2 protein-coding genes are annotated in these 2,876 nt (G+C 42.0%); one reads left to right on the plus strand and one right to left on the minus strand.

Going from position 1 to position 2,876, the window contains the following annotated elements:
• The first annotated feature begins 1,299 nt into the window (after positions 1-1,299).
• The gene (locus VTH8203_RS17705; protein ID WP_096994856.1) at positions 1,300-2,274 is read left to right on the plus strand and encodes an integron integrase; all 975 of its coding nucleotides are present in this window, start codon (positions 1,300-1,302) and stop codon (positions 2,272-2,274) included.
• A gap of 402 nt (positions 2,275-2,676) precedes the next feature.
• Here the strand turns inward: VTH8203_RS17705 and VTH8203_RS24890 are convergent.
• Positions 2,677-2,876 (minus strand): hypothetical protein (locus VTH8203_RS24890; protein WP_208617771.1); only part of this gene is annotated, 200 nt, incomplete at its 5' end.

A 2,876-nucleotide genomic window follows, 5' to 3' on the forward strand; every position in this document is an offset into this window, starting at 1 on the left:
AGAAACAGCCACTAAGAACCAACATTAGTCAGTTAACCTATTGATAAGGCGGAATTCTCCACCTTACAATACCTGCGCTCGCCTTGAGAAAAGCATCAAGGTCGCCACCCTTCTAGAGCAGATCGCACAATTTACTTATATAGAGGCTCGAGCTTGTCCAACACTTGGGATTTAACGTTGGCTACGCAACGCTTAATCCTTATTTGTTAGAAGTTTGCTCACCTAGTGCTCCGACTTTCCCTTTTCGCGTCATGTGGAAAACAGTTTGTATATGCACAAGCGACATGACTTTTGCCATTGTCATCTATGACTACACAAACAAGATTGCACGGATTTCCCAATGCACTCCGCCAATTGTGATGACGCTCCTCAAATTCTGCTTCAAATTCAACGTAAACGTATGCTGAGCGAACCCATTCAAACGGAATTGAATGTTTTACAAGCAACCTTTTAAACATCTTTGAATAGCGTTCGGTCATGAGGTCAAAGTGCGGGTCATACGGGGCAATCTGTTGGGAGCAAAGGTCTATTGAAACACACTTGCTTTGAAGGTGGTCTACGGACAGGTATAGCTTACCGATACCCCAATAACCATCGACATCATTGTTTCTACTCCGAAACGAGTCAATAATACCGCTTGCAATACTACCTAGTTCTCTCCTGCGTCCCATATTTATTCCTAAAACTTCTAACGCTTAGCTAAACTGCGCACTCGATACACTATCAACACCCACTGAACTTCAAGCCACACATGCCTTACGTTCCTGCGTCTGTTTCAGCGTCTTGTTAGAACATGACTAGAGTCAATGATGTTGATGAGCCCCTCTATCACGAATTAGGGACTAACGGTATGAAGACAAAAAATCGATGCCGAAGTATTTGGTATCGCTCTACCTTGACCTTGAAGCGAGTCTAGCGTCACTCTTCAATCGCTAGCGCGTATTAAGGTGCGCTTGAATCGCTTCAAGGCTAGCATAGAAATGCCTAATATTCGTCCTTTTCGTCGCTACAACGCCAACTCAATAAACTCTCTTCATACTTAAATAACAACGAGTTACATAAAACTCGTGAGAACCGTCATGTTCTAACAGCTATTTAGACAGAAAAATTCTGCACTTAAATACAGAATTATTCTGTCTAGTATCTCAATGACGTAAACGATACCCCGTTTTTATGAAAACTAACAGTAACTTAAGCACTACAGCTCCCTTCCTACATCCCAAAATACAGAATTTTTCTATATAGCATGAATTGATGTGCCAAACTGAAACCTATGTATGCATAACCAGTTAAAGTTTAATGAAAAAATCACCATTTCTATCGTATATACAAGAATATATGCTTGGACGGCACTATGCCCTTCGTACAACGGAGGCGTACATTTATTGGATTCACCAATACATTCTTTATCATGATAAAAAGCACCCAAAGAGCTTAACTTCCAGACATGTAGAAGATTTCCTAACGCACCTGGTTGTTAACAAAAAGTCAGCGAGGAAAACGCAAAGTCTAGCTCTCAATGCATTAGTCTTTTTATACAAAGAAATTATTCAAGAACCCATAGAGCTTGATATGCAGTTTCGGCGCTCAGATAAATCAAGAAAATTGCCAACAGTCATGACTCCAGAAGAGATTGGAAGGCTATTCAATCACTGTTCACCTAACTACAAATTACCTTATCAATTAATGTATGGGTCAGGGTTGCGTTTGATGGAGTGTCTACGCCTACGTATACAAGATATCGATTATGCATATAAATCTGTACGTGTATGGCAAGGGAAAGGAGGTAAAAACCGTATAGTGAAAATAGCACCAGAGCTTTTCCCCGCTATCAAACAACAGCAACAGAGATCCGCGAGTTACTATCATCAAGACATGAATGACACAGTTTTCTCTGGTGTATACATACCTGAAGCACTCGCTAGAAAATACCCGAGCGCAGAAAGGAGCCTAAATTGGCAATTCCTCTTTCCCTCTAGTCGTTTGTCGCCAGATTTACAAACAGGCGAGCTACGTAGACACCATATTCACCCAACAGCGCTTCAAAAACACATTAAGGTAGCAGGCCAAAAAGCCAACATTGACAAAAACATCTCGTGTCATACTTTAAGGCACTCATTCGCTACGCACCTTCTTCAAAGCGGAGCGGATATCAGAACCGTTCAAGAACAACTTGGTCACACCGATTTGAAGACAACGCAAATCTATACTCACATCATTGATAGAGGCGCCAATGGCGTTGTTAGCCCATTATCAAGAATATTCGTAAAATAACGATAAATGAAATTCGGATTCCGAATTCTGAAATGACTTCATAATCACGAAACAGGGCACTATCACCTGCTCTTAAGGCTGAGGCCTCTAGTCACTCCAAAAGCTCAATAACAATTTATGTGTGTGTTTTTCTCTGCAGCAATGGCTACGTATCACCTCTTATTGTTGCGCCACCATTACCTATTTACAACTTTCATGGCGCTCACAACGCCCTAACACGCACAATAACGGGATGCCTAACAAATAAGGATTAAGCGTTGCGTAGCCAACGTTAAATCCCAAGTGTTGAACAAGCCCGAGCCTCTATATAAGTAAATTGTGCGATCTGCTCTAGAAGGGTGGCGGCCTTGATGCTTTTCTCAAGGCGAGCGCAGGTATTGTAAGGTGGAGAGTTCCGCCTTATCAATAGGTTAACTGACTAATGTTGGTTCTTAGTGGCTGTTTCTCCTTATCTTGTTGATGACGGCCATTATCCTTATTATTAGATGCCTTTCGGCTATCTCGGTCGAGTGATCCCCACACAGGCCATCTCATGTTGACAGCAAGGACAGCAGCGTGTGGCTTTGCTCTTTGTGACGGGTTCAAGGTTTGGCAACGAGTAA

Source organism: Vibrio thalassae (assembly GCF_900089835.1).
Taxonomy (GTDB): Bacteria; Pseudomonadota; Gammaproteobacteria; order Enterobacterales; family Vibrionaceae; genus Vibrio; species Vibrio thalassae.

Bases quoted from the DNA above. Each gene is read 5' to 3' on its own strand.
- VTH8203_RS17705 (WP_096994856.1), top strand. From the start codon at position 1,300: ATGAAAAAATCACCATTTCTATCGTATATACAAGAATATATGCTTGGA.